This is a genomic window from Qipengyuania qiaonensis (assembly GCF_019711515.1).
Classification (GTDB): domain Bacteria; phylum Pseudomonadota; class Alphaproteobacteria; order Sphingomonadales; family Sphingomonadaceae; genus Qipengyuania; species Qipengyuania qiaonensis.
This window is the reverse complement of record NZ_JAIGNO010000002.1, coordinates 177,217-193,412: the sequence shown is the minus strand read 5'-3', so window position 1 is coordinate 193,412 and position 16,196 is coordinate 177,217. Positions and strand designations below refer to the sequence as shown.

The 16,196-nt window shown below is 62.3% G+C and carries 15 protein-coding genes; all 15 read right to left on the bottom strand.

The features are described from left to right. Position 1: 1 nt before the first annotated feature. The gene (trbK-alt, locus tag K3174_RS03870; RefSeq protein ID WP_221555735.1) at positions 2–334 is read right to left on the bottom strand and encodes a putative entry exclusion protein TrbK-alt; all 333 of its coding nucleotides are present in this window, start codon (positions 332–334) and stop codon (positions 2–4) included. Between the two features lie 4 nt (positions 335–338). After that, on the bottom strand, positions 339–1,100 hold the full coding sequence (gene trbJ, locus K3174_RS03865; RefSeq protein ID WP_221555733.1) for a P-type conjugative transfer protein TrbJ: 762 nt from the start codon (positions 1,098–1,100) through the stop codon (positions 339–341). Further along, the gene (gene trbE / locus K3174_RS03860; RefSeq protein ID WP_221555731.1) at positions 1,097–3,559 is read right to left on the bottom strand and encodes a conjugal transfer protein TrbE; all 2,463 of its coding nucleotides are present in this window, start codon (positions 3,557–3,559) and stop codon (positions 1,097–1,099) included. The genes trbJ and trbE overlap by 4 nt, the downstream gene beginning before the upstream one ends. Positions 3,560–3,562: 3 nt before the next feature. Beyond that, entirely contained in the window at positions 3,563–3,838 is a 276-nt protein-coding gene (locus K3174_RS03855) for a VirB3 family type IV secretion system protein (RefSeq protein ID WP_221555730.1), read from the bottom strand. Then, entirely contained in the window at positions 3,838–4,161 is a 324-nt protein-coding gene (locus K3174_RS03850) for a TrbC/VirB2 family type IV secretion system protein (protein ID WP_247711910.1), read from the bottom strand. Before K3174_RS03850 ends, K3174_RS03855 begins: the two co-directional genes overlap by 1 nt. Before the next feature lie 5 nt (positions 4,162–4,166). After that, entirely contained in the window at positions 4,167–5,147 is a 981-nt protein-coding gene (gene trbB, locus K3174_RS03845) for a P-type conjugative transfer ATPase TrbB (RefSeq protein WP_221555727.1), read from the bottom strand. Positions 5,148–5,482: 335 nt separating this feature from the next. Then, positions 5,483–6,376, bottom strand: a complete 894-nt coding sequence (locus K3174_RS03840; protein ID WP_221555718.1) for a hypothetical protein — start codon at positions 6,374–6,376, stop codon at positions 5,483–5,485. Between the two features lie 50 nt (positions 6,377–6,426). Then, entirely contained in the window at positions 6,427–7,641 is a 1,215-nt protein-coding gene (locus K3174_RS03835; protein ID WP_221555716.1) for a three-Cys-motif partner protein TcmP, read from the bottom strand. 184 nt (positions 7,642–7,825) lie between these two features. Further along, the gene (locus tag K3174_RS03830) at positions 7,826–8,650 is read right to left on the bottom strand and encodes a phage Gp37/Gp68 family protein (RefSeq protein WP_345719577.1); all 825 of its coding nucleotides are present in this window, start codon (positions 8,648–8,650) and stop codon (positions 7,826–7,828) included. Further along, positions 8,625–9,716: a type II toxin-antitoxin system antitoxin DNA ADP-ribosyl glycohydrolase DarG gene (darG, locus tag K3174_RS03825; protein WP_221555714.1), complete on the bottom strand. Its 1,092-nt coding sequence runs from the start codon at positions 9,714–9,716 to the stop codon at positions 8,625–8,627. The genes K3174_RS03830 and darG overlap by 26 nt, the downstream gene beginning before the upstream one ends. Continuing rightward, complete coding sequence (gene darT / locus K3174_RS03820) at positions 9,716–10,312, bottom strand: type II toxin-antitoxin system toxin DNA ADP-ribosyl transferase DarT (protein WP_221555712.1); 597 nt, start codon at positions 10,310–10,312, stop codon at positions 9,716–9,718. Before darT ends, darG begins: the two co-directional genes overlap by 1 nt. A 331-nt stretch (positions 10,313–10,643) precedes the next feature. After that, a complete protein-coding gene (locus K3174_RS03815; protein WP_221555710.1) occupies positions 10,644–12,041 on the bottom strand; it encodes a hypothetical protein in 1,398 nt (465 codons plus the stop codon). 717 nt (positions 12,042–12,758) lie between these two features. Then, positions 12,759–13,679 carry a nucleotidyltransferase gene (locus K3174_RS03810; protein WP_221555708.1) on the bottom strand — a complete coding sequence of 307 codons (921 nt, stop codon included), beginning with the start codon at positions 13,677–13,679 and terminating at the stop codon, positions 12,759–12,761. 60 nt (positions 13,680–13,739) lie between these two features. Then, on the bottom strand, positions 13,740–14,195 hold the full coding sequence (locus K3174_RS03805; RefSeq protein ID WP_221555706.1) for a CopG family transcriptional regulator: 456 nt from the start codon (positions 14,193–14,195) through the stop codon (positions 13,740–13,742). Next, complete coding sequence (locus K3174_RS03800) at positions 14,192–16,183, bottom strand: conjugal transfer protein TraG (protein WP_221555704.1); 1,992 nt, start codon at positions 16,181–16,183, stop codon at positions 14,192–14,194. Before K3174_RS03800 ends, K3174_RS03805 begins: the two co-directional genes overlap by 4 nt. Between the last annotated feature and the right edge of the window lie 13 nt (positions 16,184–16,196).

The following is a 16,196-nucleotide window of genomic DNA, read 5'->3' as shown; positions in this document are numbered from 1 at the left end:
CTCAGGTCTCCGGTTCCACAGCGGGAGACGCTTCCGCCGCAGCCTCCCCCGTCTCGGCGTCAAGCCCGGAATAGGCTTCACCGTGCTCGACCCCGAAGAAGCGCCGCCGCTTCTCGGCCCATGCCGCGCGGCAGTCGGGCGAGGACAGCGCCCGCTCGCCCATCTGCGCGCAGGCGCGCAATTGGAGCGCCAGCGGATCGCCATCGAGCGGCTGAACCGCGCGGGGCGGATCGCTGCGCGGCGCGGGCTCCTCCAGCAGCTGGACGAGCGTCATCGTCACCGCAAGGCCGACGAACACCGCCGCGCCGATCCGCGCAAGGAGCTTGCCATCCATGCGGTCAGTCCTCGCCAGTGCGGCGGGTCTGGCCCGGCACATAGCGCGGACGAACGGCAAGGAATCGGCGCAACTGCTCGCGCGCCTGCGCCCTGGCGGCGGCGCGTTCGGCCGCGTCGAGCGCCTGCGCGCGATTGGCCGCGGCAAGCGTCGCGGTGAGATCGGCGAGCTGGCGCGCCTGGAGCGCAAGCAGCTGGTTGCCCGCCTGCGCGGCCTGCAGCGCACCCTCGGCCGACTGGCTGGCGCTCAGCAGATCGCCGATCGCGGCGCGCGAACCTTCGATATTGGCGACCGCGCCGGCCTGGACCTTGAGCGCATCCTCGAAGGCGGCGACGCTGTTCTGCCAGCGCGCCTCGGCATCGGCGATCATCGCCTGCTGCGACGTGCCGAGTGCCGCACCGCGATATTGCTGGTCGAAGGCAGTCTCGATCGCGCGCACGTCGTAGGCGATGCGTTGCGCCTGATCGAGCAGCTGCTGCGTCTGGCGGATCTGGTCGGTGAGCGGCTGGACGATCGTCAGCGGCAGGCTCTGCAGATTGCGCGCCTCGTTGACGAGCGAGGTCGCCTGGTTCTGCAGCATGCGGATTTGATTGTTGATCTGCTCGAGCGTGCGCGCCGCGGTCAGCACGTTCTGCGCATAGTTCGAGGGGTCGTAGACCACCCCGCCGAATTGCGCATGTGCGGGGGTCGAAGCAAACGTGCCGAGACCGGCAAGCGCAAGCGCGCTCGCTGCGGCGAGGCCGCGAAAGGATCGGGAACGGGTCATGCTTGGTCTCCTTCTTGGGGGGCGGGGGAATTCTTGTCGGCACGTGCGCCGGGAAGCAGCTCGGCGGCCCAGTCGAGCCCGCGATGCGCGAGCCAGGCAGCGGCAAAGCCGTCGCGCCCCGTTTCTTCGAGGATCCGCGCGATCGCGCGCTGGTCCGCCTTCGAGGAGGCGGCGGTGAAGGCGAGCGCCACCTCGCCCAATCCGAGATCGAACAGGCGGTTGCCGCGCGCCGACTGGCAGTAATATTCGCGCTTCGGCGTCGCCCGGCTGACGATCTCGATCTGGCGATCGTTGAGCCCGAAGCGGCGATAGATCGACAGGATCTGCGGCTCACGCGCGCGCTCGTTGGGGAGGAAGACCCTTGTCGGGCAGCTCTCGATGATTGCAGGTGCGATCGCCGAACCCTCGATGTCGGCGAGGCTCTGCGTGGCGAAGACGACGCTCGCATTCTTCTTGCGCAGCGTCTTGAGCCATTCGCGCAGCTGCGCGGCAAAACCGGGACTGTCGAGCACCAGCCAGCCTTCATCGATTATGATGAGGGTCGGTGCGCCGTCGAGTTGCGTTTCGATACGGTGGAAGAGGTAGGAAAGCACCGCCGGGGCAGCGGCCGATCCGGTCAGCCCTTCTGTCTCGAACGCCTGGAAGTCGGACGCTCCGAGCCGCTCGTATTCCGCATCGAGCAGGCGCCCGAACGGCCCGCCCAGACAATAGGGGGCAAGCGCCTGCTTGAGCGGCTGCGACTGCAGCAGCACGGCGAGGCCGGTCAGCGTGCGCTCGGATACGGGCGCGCTCGCCAGCGAGCCGAGCGCGGTCCACAGATGCTCCTTGGTCGCCGGGTCGGGCACGACGCCTTCGGACACGAGGATCGCCTGCAGCCAGCCCGCCGCCCAGTTGCGCGTCGCGGGATCGTCGATCCCCGCGAGCGGCTGCAGCAGGACGCTGTCCTCGCCATCGGCGGCGAGGCTTGCCCCGAGGTCCTGCCAGTCGCCGCCGCAGGCGAGCGCGGCGGCGCGGATCGATCCGCCGAAGTCGAAGGCAACGATCCGCGCGCCCGGATAGCGCCGGAACTGCATCGCCATGAAGGCGAGCAGCACCGATTTCCCCGCACCGGTTGGGCCGACCACGAGCGTATGCCCGACATCGCCGACATGGAGCGCGAAGCGGAACGGCGTGGTGCCTTCGGTCCGGGCATAGAACAGCGGCGGCGCATCCCAGTACGGATCGCGCTCGGGTCCGGCCCACACAGCCGAGATCGGCAGCATATGCGCAAGGTTGAGCGTCGAGACCGGCGGCTGCCGCACATTGGCGTAGACATGGCCGGGGAGCGATCCGAGCCAGGCCTCGAGCGCGTTCATGCCTTCGCTCACACAGGTGAAGTCGCGGCCCTGGACGACCTTCTCGACATGGCGCAGCTTCTCCGCGGCGAGCGCTGCATCCGCGTCCCACACCGTGACGGTGGCGGTGACGAGCGCCATCCCGACATGATCGGCGCCGAGCTCCTGCAGCGCCAGATCGGCGTCCTCGGCCTTGTTCGAGGCATCGCTGTCGAGCAGCACCGACGCCTCATTGGTCATAACCTCCTTGAGGATCGCGGCGACCGATTTGCGCTTGGCGAACCACTGGCGCCGGATCTTCGCCAGCAACCGCGTCGCATCGCTCTTGTCGAGCATGATCGCGCGGGTCGCCCAGCGATAGGCGAAGCCCAGGGTGTTGAGCTCGTCGAGAAGCCCCGGGACCGTCGCGCTCGGAAGGCCGGTGATGCTCAGCGTGCGCAGGTGGGCCGAGCCCAGGCGCGGCTCGAGCCCGCCCGCAAGCGGCTCATCGGCGAGCAGCGCATCGAGATGCATCGGCGTCTCGGGAACGCGCACGCGTTGCGAGCGGGTCGAGACGCAGCTGTGGATATAGCTCAGCGTCCCGCCGTCATCGAGCCAGCCGATCTCGGGAAAGAAGCCTTCGAAGAGCTTGAGCAGCCGGTCGGTCCGGTCGACGAAGCCCGCCAGAAGCTCGCGCGGGTTCACGCCCTTCTGCGAGCGGCCCTCGTAGAGCCAGCTCTCGGCGCGCGCGGCATCCTCGGCGGGCGGCATCCACAGCAGCGTAAAATAGTAGCGGCTCTCGAAATGTGCGCCTTCCTCCGCGAACTGCGCCGCGCGTTCGCGCTCGACCAGCGCCGAGGCCGGATCGGGAAAGTCGCAGTCGGGATAATCCTGCGCAGGGCAGCGGACCGCCTCGACGAAGATCGCCCAGCCCGAGCCCAGCCGTCGCAGCGCGCTGTTCAGCCGCGCGGTGACCGCGACGAGCTCGGCGGGCGTGGCGCTGTCGAGATCGGGCCCGCGAAAGCGCGCGCTGCGCTGGAAACTGCCGTCCTTGTTGTGGACCACGCCTGGCGCAACCAGCGCCGCCCAGGGCAGGAAGTCGGCAAGACGGTCGGCCTTGCGGCGGTATTCGCGAAGCGAGAACATCGCTTACACCTCGCAGTGCGCAGGAAAGCGCAGATGTCGCCTCGCGACATCAACGAACTGCGGATCGCGCCGCGCCGCCCAGACCGCAGCGGCATGGCCGAGCGCAAAGCAGGCGAGCCCGGCGATCCACAGCTGCAGCCCGAGCCCGATCGCGCCGGCGAGCGTCGCGTTGGCGATGGCGAGCCCGCGCGGTGCGCCGCCAAGCAGGATGTGCTCGGTCAGCGCGCGGTGCACCGGGACCACAAAGCCGGGCGGAAGATCGGGGGCGCCAGACTCCATCAGACCAGCGCCCCGCCGCCGAAGGAGAAGAAGGAGAGGAAGAAGGACGAGGCGGCAAAGGCGATCGACAGCCCGAAGACGATCTGGATCAGCCGCCTGAAGCCGCCCGAGGTGTCGCCGAAGGCGAGCGCGAGCCCGGTGGCGATGATGATGATCACCGCGACGATCTTGGCGACCGGGCCCTGGATCGATTCGAGGATTGCCTGAAGCGGCGCCTCCCACGGCATCGACGAACCGGCGGCCCGGGCGGGTGCCGCAAGCGAGAGCGCGACAATGCCGGACAGGGCAAGAGCGGAAAGGCGCGAGCGCGCCCGGGACAGCAAACGGGTCACAAGAGATCTCCTTGAGAAGGGGAACAGGGAGCGAGGATGTATTCGCCGGCTGCATTCAGGCCGCGCACCTCGGCGAGCTCGGCCAGCCGCCGTCCGGTCCCGTCGCGCACCAGCACGGCGATGACGTCGATCGTCTCGGCGATCAGCGCTCGCGGAACGGTGACGACGCTCTCCTGGATGAGCTGCTCGAGCCGGCGCAGCGTACCGAGCGCCGAGCCCGCATGGATCGTGCCGATCCCGCCCGGGTGCCCGGTGCCCCAGGCCTTGAGTAGATCGAGCGCCTCCGCGCCTCGGACCTCGCCGATCGGGATCCGGTCGGGGCGCAGGCGCAGCGCCGAACGCACGAGGTCGGAGAGGCTCGCCACCCCGTCCTTGGTGCGCAGCGAGACGAGATTGGGCGCGGCGCACTGCAGCTCGCGCGTATCCTCGATCAGGACGACCCGATCATCGGTGGAAGCGACCTCGGCGAGCAGCGCATTGGTGAGCGTGGTCTTGCCGCTGGACGTGCCGCCAGCAACGAGGATGTTGCGGCGCGAACGCACCGCGGCGGCAAGCGCGTCGGCCTCACCCGCTGACATGATCCCGGAGGCGACATAGTCCGCAAGCGAGAAGACCGCGACCGCCGGCTTCCTGATCGCAAAGCTCGGCGCAGCCACGACGGGTGGCAGCAGCCCTTCGAAGCGCTCGCCACCTTCGGGCAACTCGGCCGAGACACGCGGCGAGCCCGGATGCACCTCGGCCCCGACATGATGCGCGACTAAACGTACAATCCGCTCGCCATCCGCAGCGGCCATCAGCCGATCGGTCGCAGCAAGACCCTCGCCCAGCCGGTCGATCCAAAGCCGCCCGTCGGGATTGAGCATCACCTCGATCACGGCAGGGTCCGCCAGCCACTCTGCAATCTCTGATCCCAAGGCGGTGCGCAGCATGCGCGCGCCACGCGAGAGCGGTTCTTGGCAAATTGGGACGACGGTCATGCTGTGCCTCCAAAAAGCTTGCCGAACATCGGCTGCGCTGTTGGGGCGAATTAAGGAGACAGCTTTTGGCTATACGACAACAACTGAATGTTGCGAGCGGACGCTATCGAAGAAAAGGACGCGCTGGCGAAGATCAGCCACTTCTGCGAGCGTCAGCAGAGAACGCCGATATGTCAGCTACGGGCCGCAAGGGGACGGTCTGAAATTAGCTGGATGAAGCCCATGCCGGACATTCCGGATCTGAGTTGAAGTTAGAACCCGAATGCGGGCGCCAACTCGGCCTCGGGTGGTATTGAGGGCGGTCGAGTCCAAAATAGAGGCGCAAATATAGATACCTAGGGCATCCAAACATTTCCGGTTATTGAATGCAGTTCGAGCATGCCTGCTTTGTATGCGCCGACGCCTTCTGGCTTCTCAAGCATTATGATCGCCCGTTGTAGACTTGCTTGGTTGCTGGCTAGCCAGTGGCCGATCAGGCGAGCCTTGGGCGATGCGACTTGCGGCAGAAGCGAGATGATACCTTTTCGAGGTCCGTAACCGCGCTTTTCCATGGCACTCAATATTTCGCAAAGAGCGCCAGCAGCCAGATCGGCGATGGCAGCAAGGTCCTCAAGAGCAAGCGTCCCGTCATCGCTCTGGGTGGTGCCAACGCGAATATGTCCGAGGTTGTGGGTCAAGCTGTTTCCAAGGACGCGCGAAAAGAGTTCTGTCAGCTGCGTCAACTGCGACACGTTCGAGGCGACCTCGTCCTCATCGGTGATGATCATAACGTCTTGCCCCTCGCGGGACATGGCGGCTGCAAACATGCCACCAAGATGCGTGACGCGCAGCAGATGCTCGTGGACACTGGGCTTCCAAAGCTGAAGCGCCTCTTTAGCGTCTGACCCGATATCCTCGAGCAGAGGACCGAACCCGCGAGGTATGGCGACGATGGCCAGCGCCCCGGTGAGTTGGTCGGCCAATTGCAGAAAATGAGGTAAGGCTTGCCGTCGCGCTCGATCATTGAGGCTCTTGTATGCCATGCGTCGGCGGCGAAGCACCGATTGGCGAAACTCGCGTTGAACGGCTAGCCATATCGGGTTCTGATCGATATCAAGCGACAAAAAGGCATAGCTGGTGAACGCGGACCCGGCATGCGTTCCGCTGAAATCCGAGACCATCAGTAGTTGCTGGCCACGTGCGCCATCAGGGAACCCGACGTCGAATCTCTTCTCCAGAAGATCTAACATCACCTGGGAAAGCGTCCGTCTCGTTACCGGGCGGTCAGGCACTTGTTGGCTCAGTTTTTCTTCGCCCCAATCGATCGAAGAAATGAAGTCTGGACAGGAACGCGAACGATGTCCTTGGGAGACAGGTTCACTGCCCGCGGTCGAGGCTTGCCGTCGGGCGTTAATATCTCGACCTCACGCAAATCGTCCCGCAATCGCGTAACCGCCTCCGCTACCAAGCCCATCGTGAGTGGGGTCTCATTGCAGCGCGCTGTAAACAGGCTCTCGATTGTGACTGGTTCGCCTAGCTTGACGGCATCGTCGTAAAACAGACTTGGAAGCTGCTCGATCGCGGCATTGAGGGAGTCTGATCTCGCATTTGATCCGAAATCGAACTCGAACCTAGTCTGATTGTGATCGATGGAAGGATCAAATCCCAAGGCGTTGAAGCCCGATTTACCGGGATGGACAAATGTGTTTTGTAGCGCCCAGTGAAGTTGGGCCATCTCGTCTCGCGCCCGGCTATGCTTCGATAGATGGACCAGCCAGTAGGAGCGGTGGCTGTCGGGAGAACGGATGAAAAACGGGGTATAATATTCACCGCCGGTATTTTTGAGAATGTGCCTGTACAGAAAACCTTGAATGACGGCGCGCTGGCCCGCCTCGGTTTTCATGGTTGCAAGGGCCTCTCCTAAGGATGCATCCAGTTCGATTGCCTGACCGCTTTTCATGCGCGCTGTTTCTGCGGTGAGATAGTCGATCAGGCTGTCGACCGAGAAGGTGATGATCACTTCCGGGTTCTTGAGCTCGGAGAAAATGCGGCGAATCGTCTGGAAAGAAACTGCACTCCAACCGTACTGGTCAAGGAAAAAAAGCGCGCGGTGGCTCGAGCCCTTCGCGCGAATTGCCGTGATGATTGCGTCAGCGCGACTTTCGAAGGTGTCGGCCGCAAGGTGGATAGAACGCCCAACCTCATCGGCGAACTCAGATTGGGCCAGCTGATCGCGCAGAAACTCGATGTGCGCCTGTTTGCGATCTATGAAAAAGTAGTCGGCGTGCACCTTAAAACCATGTTTGCGAGCCATGGCCAACCTCGCCTCGGCGGCCCGCACTGCACGCACAAGCAGAATAGGTGATCCCGGAACCGTTCGATCTGCGAAGCTGTAAAGGCCTCCACCGCAAAAGCCATCTACGATGGTGAGGTTCAGTTCGCGTTTAGCGAGCGTTGGCGAAAGTATTTCGATGTATCGCTCGGTGTATCGTTCGAACACGTGATGCTTGGCCAAGCTATGCGCCCCCAGCAGTGGGGGTTTTTCGCCAAGCTCCCAGCCATAGTGTTTCCTTGCCATACGTGCTCGCTAGAGAATCCCGCCAGAAGTGCTCGCCCTACCCCTACTAGAAGAAGTTGGATAATAGGGCGAGGTTAGCCGTTTTAGCAGATGTGCCTGTGTAACTTAAGGCGCGAAGATTTCATGCGCTTGGCTGAATTTCCGGCATGCCATCCCAAATTTGCCCACGATATTTGCGCCCATTCGCTTTCTTGGAGCGGCGCTTGTTGTCTTCCCCCCAGGTGCCCCATTGCTTAAAGAAGAATGCTGTTCCAGACGCCTCGCACTGCCGGTATATCTCGTCAATCCAGACCTCCTTGATCGGACGGGCCGACCGACCGCTTTCGCCCCCAACGATAGCCCAGTCAATACCATCAAGATCGACCGGACCGACGGGTCCGATCAATGGCTCAAAGGAAATGAAACGGACTGCGGCGGCAACTTCGCGTAGAGCGTCGATGCGAGGTACAACTTTGGCGTCTTCAACGCTTGTTCCAAGCCAGACGTTCGGCAAAATGTCCGCGCCACGCGACTTGAGAAACCTGGCCATACGGTCAGGGCGCTTCGTGAGGATCTGATAGTGGTGGTGCGGTGTATCGCGCATCACTTGCCAAACCTCACCAATGAAGGCTTCGCTCACCTGTTGATGAAAAAGATCACTCATCGAGTTGACGAAAATCTTGCGGGGTTTGCGCCAGCGGCGCGGAATAGCAAGTGCGCTTCGGTCCTCACGCACGACGCCGTTCCAAACCGTTCGTTTCCCGCTCTTGCGCGTGAGGCCCGCATATTTGGAGAGTCCCATCGCTTCGAGACGGCGTGCCATTTCCATTGCATAGCAATGGCTGCAGCCGGTCGACATGATCGTGCACCCAGCGACCGGATTCCAGGTCGCGTCTGTCCATTCAATCTGAGTCTGCGCCATGGCGGGCTCCAACTCGCGCTTAGGCGTGGCCTGTTTGGTCGACACCCGGCTGTTGCCATGGGGCCAAGCGCGCTAGCGCAATGTCGATCATACGGTCGTCGAACAGCTTTAGCTTACGCTGCCCTGCGTCTCCGCCGCCGCGCCAGGTCCACAATCCGTTCTTGATGCCCTCGATGCTCGCTTCTGCACCATGCGTGATCAGCCAATCGACAGTCGAAAGGAGTTCCATGCCGAGCGGCGTTTCGAACCCGTCGATAAGCTCGCTCGTCGATTCGAGCGCAGGGAGATAAGCTTTTGCTTCCGAACCCAAATAAGCGGCGACGCGGTCGCGTTTGGCATCGACGAAGTCGATAACATCCATCGGCCCAGCGTCGGCGATACGCTTGTCGCTGCGAAGATAGCTGCCGTCGAGCGCATTCAGAAGGTGGGTCAGCCGCGCGGCGAAGGGGCCGAAGCGGTTGGCTTCGAACCGAAGGTCGAGCGGATTGTCGAGCTGACAAAGCTTAATGCTGCGCTCGGCGAAGTAAGCCAGCTTCTGGATCTCGAGCAACGTGCATTCGAAACCGAGTATGGCATAGCGCCGCACGAGTTCGGCGACGAGCGCGCGCGCCGGCGTAAGTTTCTCAACACCGGTGCGTTTAGCGACATTCTGATAAATCGCGGTCGGTTCGTACACGATCACACGCACGCCTTCGAGATCGCGTAATGCGTGCTCGATCCGATCGCGGACGATGGGCCATTCAAGCCCGCCATTGCCACTGCCCAAAGGCGGCAGCGCAATCGAGTGGATATCGTGTTCAACGATTACGCGCTTCAGGTCGAGCAGCCCTTCTTCGATCCAGGTCAACTTGGAAGGATGACGCCAGTGCTTCTTGGTCGGAAAGTTGATGATCCACTTCGGCCCGATAAGCTCGCGGCGTTCAGTCACGAACATATGGCCAACCTCGACCTCATGAGCCTTGCAGGCAGCCGCATAAGCGTTGAAATTGGAGGGGAACATCTCTTTGAACATGAGTGCAATGCCCTTGCCCATGACACCGACGGTGTTGACGGTGTTGACTAACGCTTCCGCGTCGGCCTCAAGGAGATTGCCTTGCGTGTAGGTAATCATCAGAAATACCACCCGGGTGTGACCGCCACCTCAAGAGCGACATCGGCCGCCGCGAGCTGGGCGTGCACTTGACCGGCAGCGGCCTCGCTCGAACATGCGATACCTAGCAGCGCGGCGACCGGCACTTGCTGCTGGACCAGCGCTTCAGCCTGATAGCGTTCGAACTTGCCCAAGTCGTTGTTGTCCCTCTTAAAGTCGCTTCTACAGAGGATTTCCCAATCAATCATCGGCAATTGCGAAAGATCGTTGTGGAAGATCGCGGTCTGCACATAAGCATGGCGGTCGGTGAAAAGAAACGGCAGTGGATAATCTCTGACCTTGTACAGACTGCTGACTAGAATCAGGATCTCCTCGTTGGCGCGCTGGCGAATGCCGCCATACCCAGTCTTGATGTTGAGCAACATCGGTGACCGCGGGGTGAAATAGAATGGCACGTAATCGCTGAGGGTACCACCCGGTTCGACCGGAACTGCCTTTCCACTGCGGCGATCGATTAGATCCGGATTGCCGATGTCGACGTAATTCGGATCGACGAGTTCGCTGCTTCGACAATGGATCCCGTTGTGCAAGATCCAAGGCAGGTTGTCGCGATGCACGATCCGAAAAATATGCGCCTTGTCCGGTCCAAGGTTCATCGCGCACGCCCCGGTTGATGGGCCTTGGCACGAACTTGCGTGACTTCACTCGATAGGATGAGCTTGAAGGCGTGGACGATCTGCATTGGCTCTGCCTAACGGCTTTGCGGCGTTTTATGAAGATCAAGACTTTCATGATCGGCTATCCCCATTCATCGTCAGGCATAGCCACCTGCCAGATTTCGGAACATATAGGGAACAATACGTCAACTCGGAGAAAATTCAAGCCGGTTGGCTATCTTGTCAAGACAGGCCAGACCGTGTGCATGCGCCGCCTACCCTGTTTGCCGATCTATAGCTCAACCAATTCCTCGATCTCGTCGACAGATGCCACAGCGCGCGACGTGCGGGACCGGGGTGCGATTGATCCATCCGGCAGCATGAAATGTTTTTCGAAAGCTCCGATGAGAGTTCGCTCGCCGCTATGCAGACATGCCTGGTACACCTCCTCTGGGCCACGCAGCTCGATACGGTAGCGCGTCGCTTTGATTTCGCTCTTCGCCTTGTTGAACAGTGAGAGCGCATGATCGCTGATTGGGGCCGTCGTCCAGAATTCGAAAGTGACAGGCAGGTTCTTCCAGTCAGGATGATCGCGGATGGTCTTGTAGGCGATCGGGACGTTGTGCTGCAGCCAGCGTTCAAAGAGCTCGTCAGGGATAGTTGCCCTTGGGCTGTAGCCCTTACATTCGATCGCCGTGACCGAATGATTTGCGCGCACCCCGAGCACATCGACCTCCGCCGTGCCTTTACCTTGAACCTTAAAATTGCGGTTCATCCAGATGTCACCGAGGCCGTTCCGCTTGGCCGCGTCCGCGACCATATATTCGAAAAGCGTGCCGCGGAGTTGATAGGCTGCCCCTTCGATCTTGCCAAGGGTGGCGAAAAGCTCCTCGAAGCTTTCGGAATCGAAGAGCGAATAGGCCGCGTTGACGAGAACGCTTGTCAACTCGCGCAGCGCATCAGCAATCTCGGCGCCAAACAATGTGGAGGGCGTAGCCGCGATGATGCCGTGTTTGCGCAACAAGGCAAAAGCTTCGTTGTCGAAGCGCTCTGCGACCAGGATTTGCATGCAAGGTCCGACATTGCGAAGGGCCCGCAGCGTGGTGCATTTTCGGATGAAGGGAGTCACACCTGCCAGGGTCATTTCATCGGTGAGGTTCACGTCGCACGCGACAAAGCCCGGCTTGACCTCACCCTCTTTCGAGAAACGGATCATATGGCCGAGATAGGACGGGGCGCTAAGATCCCAGGCGAGCGTTCCGACCTGGGGCAGCGGGTCGTCCGCGCGTGTGGACACAAGATTGTAGCTGGCAATACCGAGCTTCCGAAGCCAATCGCGCACTGCAGTCAGAAGGATATCTTCGGTGATCAGGCGCGCGCGCGTCTCCGCAGCATGTAGTGAGTAGAACTGCTTTTCCTGAATCAGGGCGACGCAGTCACCCAAGGCCGGCACGGTGACCGTCTCGACGAGTCCTGCCTCGCTCAAGCGTTGCAGGATTGTCTCAGGCGAAAGGTGCCTCAATTGCCGGAGAGGTGCGCCGCAAATGATAGGGAACTGGCGCAGGGGGACCATCCCCCCGCACTGACGCAGAGCGGCAATTGCATATCCTAGCGCTGAATTGTTCGCCATCAGGGCGCTGGCGAGATTGATCCAGTAGTGCGGCGATCCGAACTGCTGTTCAAGATACATGAAACGCGCATTGCGCGGAAAGGGGATGCCGGCGAGCCTACGGACATCGCCGCCGGCGCGCGACAGTCGCTTGCGTGCTGCGGCGGGGGAGATTTTCGCACGCCTAGCGAGTTCGGCCGCAACGTCGCTCGATAGCGATGGTCCCATCGTTGCGAGCAGGGAACGGACCAGATCGGCCATTAGAATACTCCATGTCACACTGCGCTTTTAATAACATGATAACATGTGCCCCTCCATCCCGTTTTTTGAAAGCAAATCAGTGATTGAAATCAAACAGAAAATTATCGTGGTTGGATAGACATCTGCAAGGGGCTGTCACAGTCATCGGTCACACTGGCGGATGAGGAACGCCAAATGGTAGGGCAATTTGTCGTCGGCGAAGCGACGCAATTGAATCGCTAGAGCTTTCACCGCTTACCTTCGAAGCCGTGCTTGACATTGGCGATCCAGGCAACGATCGCGATCTCGCTCCAGCGCGAGGCATAGAGTGAAATTCCGTAGGGCGCCGGAAAACCGCTCTTCCTCGATGAGGCTATAGACCATCGTATTGCCGAGCCCGACACGGCGGCATATCTCGTCGAATTTTAGGAAGCCTTCGGAGATTTTTCTAATTTGGTAGCTGTCTGACGGTGGGATGGCATGAGCAGATCCTTCGAACTTCAGCTATTGAGAATTCGAAAGATAGTTGTCGGTGTCTGTCATTGGGGCGCGAAACGGTCACGCCATTTTCGACTTCAGTTCAGCCACCCGCTCCGAACACACCTCGTGCACCACACGGCCCAGCTCCTCGACCTGCTCGCCGAGCCAATCGAGCTCCTCCTTAGTGATGCGGTAGTGCTTCGAATAGCGCGCCTTGACGTAGGCTTCCTTGAGTTTCTCGAAGCGGGCGCGGTCGCGTTTGGTCTCTCGCGGCCAGACGTAGGTCAGTCGGGCATCGATACGCTCAGCCTGGGTACGCAGGAAGGCGAGATTGTGTACGTGCGGCGTGTAGAACGTGCAAACCAGCAACACACAATGGTAGAGGCGCTCGGTCGCTTGGTGCAATGAGAACGCTGCTTCCTTTAGCCGATCGCGACCGATGTAGAACTCGGTCCCATCCATTAGCGCGGCGGCACTAGGAAACCACTCATCGAAATATTCCTTCGCCATGGCCAGCGCCTGCGTCGGCGTCTTGGGCTTGGGCGTGTGCAGTTCGGTGTCATCGAACTCGTAGAGCGCAACGCCTTCCTGCTTCACGTCCATGAAGAAGTAGCGCCCGTGCGCCAGCCCGTCGTTCACTTCCTGCAGCGTGTGCACGATGAAATTGACCGGCGTCTTGAGCGTGCCTGTCACCCCATACTCGCGCATCAGCCGGTCATCGAGCTTCGCCCAATACTTGACCCGGTCGGTCAGCCGCTTGTCGTTGACGATGATCAGCAGATCGAAATCCGACTGATAGCCTTTGGCGGTGTGCGGTTCATCGACCCAGGTGCCGCGAGCATAGCTCCCGTAGAGGATCACCTTTAGGATGCGTCCGGCCTTCTTCCACTCGTGCTTCGAAAGCGCAAAGGCGTCGTCGAACTCCTCGAACACCAGTTGCACCACGCGTTCAAGCTCGCGCTGCTTTTGCGGTGGCAGATGATCGAGATCGGTGCGCATCGCTGAACCTCTAGCAAGCAGTTGGAATCGATGCACCTGTCCAGTACTGTTCAGGCGCCATCAGCCACTTCCAGACGCCCCTCTGCTCTCTTGCTGATCACCGAATGCGTCGTCGCGGACGAGTTCCTCGTGGAGCAGTCGCCCCGTCTCCATGCGCCGCGCCAGCGCTTCGACGAAATAGGAAAAGCGCTTCTCGGCCTCGGCGCGGGCGGCAGCAGTCTCTTCGCCCGACGGGAGCGCGGTCGCCGAGAGCCAGCGCCGCAGGTAAAGCGCGAACGCCTCGTTACCGACATAGACATGATAGCCCAGCCGGTCGAGCTGGCGCGAGATCCGGTCGAGCCGACGGCTGAACGCCGCCTCGAGCCGCTCTGAGCCGTCGGGCGAGAGGAACGACGAAACCGCCGCCTCGACCACCGCCGCCTGCGAGACGCGCTTGCGCCCGGCATAATCGGCGAGTTGCCGCGAGAGCTGCGGCGGCAGGCGGAAGGTGTGCTTGACGCGGCTGCCCTTGCTCACAGCTCGATCCCGTCGCCCGGATCGAGCGCGGCGCGCTGCGCATTGGCGCGCATCTGCGCGACGATGCGCTGGTTGCGCCCGGCGTCCTCGTCGGACGGCCGGTCGTCGAACGCGAATTCGTTGGGCACAGGCTGCGGCGCGCGGACGATCTCTTCATGGTCCGGAAGCTCGGGCTCGCGCCGGACGCCGCCTTCGGTCGCCGCACCATCTTCGGCCTCTTCGGACACCAGTCCAGAACCGGCCTGGGGCGCAGGTGCGCGCAGCGGCTGCCCTTCCCAGTCGCCTGCCGACAAGCTGTCCTCGGCTTTCGCGGTGGCGGGCGGCGGCAGCACGCGACCCTTGAGCCGAGGGTCGGCATAGTAGCGCGCCTTCTTCGCGCGTATCGGGTGTGCGCCCGCCAGCATCACGATTTCGTCGGTGTCGGGCAGCTGCATGATCTCGCCCTGGGTGAGCAGTGCGCGCGCCGTCTCGGTGCGCGAGACCATCAGATGCCCGAGCCAGGGCGAGAGCCGGTGCCCGGCATAGTTCTTCATCGCGCGCAGCTCGGTCGCGGTGCCGAGCGAGTCCGAGATGCGCTTGGCGGTGCGCTCGTCATTAGTCGCAAAGCACACCCGCACGTGGCAGTTGTCGAGAATCGCATTGTTCTGCCCGTAGGCCTTCTCGATCTGGTTCAGCGACTGCGCGATCAGGAACGCCTTGATGCCGTAGCCCGCCATGAAGGCGAGCGCGCTTTCGAAGAAGTCGAGCCGCCCGAGCGCCGGAAACTCGTCGAGCATGAGCAGCAGCCGCTGGCGCTCCGAACCTTCCGCCAGATCCTCGGTCAGCCGCCGCCCGAGCTGGTTGAGGATCAGCCGAATGAGCGGCTTGGTCCGGCTGATGTCGGAGGGCGGGACCACGAGGTAGAGCGTGACGGGGCGGCGCGGGTCGACAAGATCATCGATCCGCCAGTCGCATTGCCGTGTGACCGCGGCGATCACAGGATCACGGTAGAGCCCCAGAAACGACATCGCGGTCGAGAGCACGCCCGAGCGCTCGTTCTCCGACTTGTTGAGGAGTTCGCGCGCCGCACTTGCGACCACCGGATGGACGCCATCGGCGCCCAAATGCGACGTGCGCATCATGGCCGCGAGCGTCGCCTCGATCGAGCGCGCCGGATCGGAGAGGAAGGCCGCTACCCCGGCGAGCGTTTTGTCGCGCTCGGCGTAGAGCACGTGGAGGATCGCGCCCACCAGCAGCGAGTGGCTGGTCTTCTCCCAGTGGTTGCGCCGCTCAAGCGAGCCCTCGGGATCGACCAGCACGTCGGCGATGTTCTGGACGTCGCGCACCTCGTTCACGCCGCGCCGGACCTCGAGCAGCGGGTTGTAGGCGGCCGAGGCCTCGCTGGTCGGGTCGAAGCGCAGCACCCGTCCGAAGCGCGCGCGAAAGCCCGCGGTCAGCCCCCAGTTCTCACCCTTGATATCGTGGACGATCGCCGAGTGCGGCCAGGTGAGAAGCGTCGGCACGACCAGCCCGACACCCTTGCCGCTGCGGGTCGGCGCGAAGCACAAAACATGCTCGGGTCCGTCATGTCGCAGGTAAAGATTGGCGTGACGCCCGATGACAACGCCCTTGCCGCCCAGCAGTCCGGCGCGCGCGATCTCCGCCCGCCCGGCCCAGCGCGCCGAGCCGTAGGTCGCGCTGTTGCGCACCTCGCGGGCGCGCCAGACCGACATGGCGATCGCGACCACCACCGAGACGAGCCCGCCCGAGGCGGCGATCATCCCGCCGGTCTCGAAGATGCGCGGCGCGTAGGCCTCGTAGCTGAACCACCACCAGAAGATCGACCAAGGCGGATAGACCGGATGGCCGAACGCCGTAAACCACGCCGCGCCCAGTTCGGGCTGGTAGGCGAGCGCGGCGGCGGTCCACTGGGTCGCGGCCCAGATACCCGCCAGCGTAAGCGCGAGGACCACGATGATCTGACCCCACAGGATCCGTGTCGCAGACATGGAGCGTCTCCTT

Coding starts and splice junctions, on each gene's coding strand:
- trbB (WP_221555727.1), bottom strand. CDS start 5,147: ATGACCGTCGTCCCAATTTGCCAAGAACCGCTCTCGCGTGGCGCGCGC.
- K3174_RS03800 (WP_221555704.1), bottom strand. CDS start 16,183: ATGTCTGCGACACGGATCCTGTGGGGTCAGATCATCGTGGTCCTCGCG.
- K3174_RS03815 (WP_221555710.1), bottom strand. CDS start 12,041: ATGTATCTTGAACAGCAGTTCGGATCGCCGCACTACTGGATCAATCTC.
- trbJ (WP_221555733.1), bottom strand. CDS start 1,100: ATGACCCGTTCCCGATCCTTTCGCGGCCTCGCCGCAGCGAGCGCGCTT.
- darG (WP_221555714.1), bottom strand. CDS start 9,716: ATGATTACCTACACGCAAGGCAATCTCCTTGAGGCCGACGCGGAAGCG.
- trbE (WP_221555731.1), bottom strand. CDS start 3,559: ATGTTCTCGCTTCGCGAATACCGCCGCAAGGCCGACCGTCTTGCCGAC.
- K3174_RS03840 (WP_221555718.1), bottom strand. CDS start 6,376: ATGTTAGATCTTCTGGAGAAGAGATTCGACGTCGGGTTCCCTGATGGC.
- K3174_RS03855 (WP_221555730.1), bottom strand. CDS start 3,838: ATGGAGTCTGGCGCCCCCGATCTTCCGCCCGGCTTTGTGGTCCCGGTG.
- trbK-alt (WP_221555735.1), bottom strand. CDS start 334: ATGGATGGCAAGCTCCTTGCGCGGATCGGCGCGGCGGTGTTCGTCGGC.
- K3174_RS03810 (WP_221555708.1), bottom strand. CDS start 13,679: ATGCGCACCGATCTCGATCATCTGCCACCGCAAAAGCAGCGCGAGCTT.